Genomic DNA, 1,357 nt, shown 5'->3' with positions numbered 1-1,357 from the left:
GCCGGTAACGGGGGGGTCCCGGCGAGCGCGACCGGACGCCCGGGCGCCGACGGCGTCCTCTTTTTGAGCATCCAGGAGGCGTTCAACCCGACCCGCGTCGTGATGACGCTCGTCCAGCCCGACGGCTCGACGGCGTCGATGTGCGGCAACGGCGCGCGGGTCGTCGCCCGCTGGGCGCACGACCGGACGGGCGACCGCGAGTTCATGATCGACACGCAGGCGGGGACGCGCCACGCGTCCGTGAACGCCGACGCGACCGCCGCCACCATCGAGATGGGCGAGCCGACGTTCGACCCGGCGCGGGTACCGGTCGATCGCGACGAGCCCCTGATCGACGAGTCGGTCGCGGGGCTGACCGTCACCGCCGTGTACACCGGCGTCCCGCACGCGGTCGCGTTCGTCGACGGCGGCCGCGACGACCCGGAGGGGATCGACGCGATCGACCTCGAATCGGTGGCGCCGCCCGTCCGCCACGCCGACGTCTTCCCCGCGGGCGCGAACGTGAACCTCGCGGCGGTCGTCGACGCGGGGGCGGGCGACGATCCCGCCGTCATCGACCAGCGCACCTTCGAGCGCGGCGTCGAGGGCGAGACGCAGTCGTGTGGCACGGGCGCGGTCGCGATCGTCGCCGTCGCGCGCCGGCTCGGGCTGATCGACGGCGCGTCGGCGGTGACCCGGCCGCCGGGCGGCGAGCTCTCGATCACCGTCCCGGACGACGGCCACGCCACCCTGACCGGCGCCGTCGCCCACGAGTTCTCGGGGACGCTCCCGGCGGATCCGCGATGACCGGGGCGGCGGGTGACCGAAGGCGACGGATGACCGGGGGCGACGGATGACCGGAGGCGACGGATGACCGGGACCGACGCGGGGCCGGTCAGGGAGGCGTTCGACCCGGTCGCCTTCCTCGAGTCGGCGGTACGGACGCCCTCACACGAGTCCGTCGACGAGATGCGGACGCTCGTCGTCGAGACGCTGGAGCGGTACGGCGTCGAGCCCGCGGTCGTCGCCGGCGGCTGCGTGGTCGCCGAGACGTCCTCGGCGGCGCCCGACGAGGGGCCGCACCTCGTGGTCAACACGCACCTCGACACCGTGACGCCGCACGTCCCGTTCGCGCGCGGGACCGCGGACGCGGGAGAGCGCGGATCCGACGCCGACGGCGGAACGAGCCATCCGACGACGCCCGTGATCCGCGGACGGGCGCCTGCGACGCGAAGGGACCGCTCGCGGCCATCCTCGCCGGGTTCCTCGCCGGCCGACCCCGACCGCGGTCGGGTCACCCTCGCGCTCACGCCCGACGAGGAGACGCTGTCGCTCGGCGCCGCGGCGCTGACCGGACGCCTGCCGGGGACCGACGACC

Annotated in this window: 1 protein-coding gene and 1 pseudogene; both read left to right on the top strand. The window is 75.5% G+C overall.

What is annotated here, in order from left to right:
• Positions 1 to 786: diaminopimelate epimerase (gene dapF, locus GJ633_RS16675; protein ID WP_156589648.1), on the top strand; the 786-nt coding region annotated here is incomplete at its 5' end.
• Positions 787 to 849: 63 nt separating this feature from the next.
• Positions 850 to 1,357 (top strand): annotated as a pseudogene (locus GJ633_RS16670) (M20/M25/M40 family metallo-hydrolase); the annotation flags it as partial.

Source organism: Halorubrum sp. CBA1125 (genome assembly GCF_009742825.1).
GTDB lineage: Archaea > Halobacteriota > Halobacteria > Halobacteriales > Haloferacaceae > Halorubrum.
Note: the sequence above shows the minus strand (reverse complement) of the source record. Positions and strands in the feature narration are given on the sequence as shown.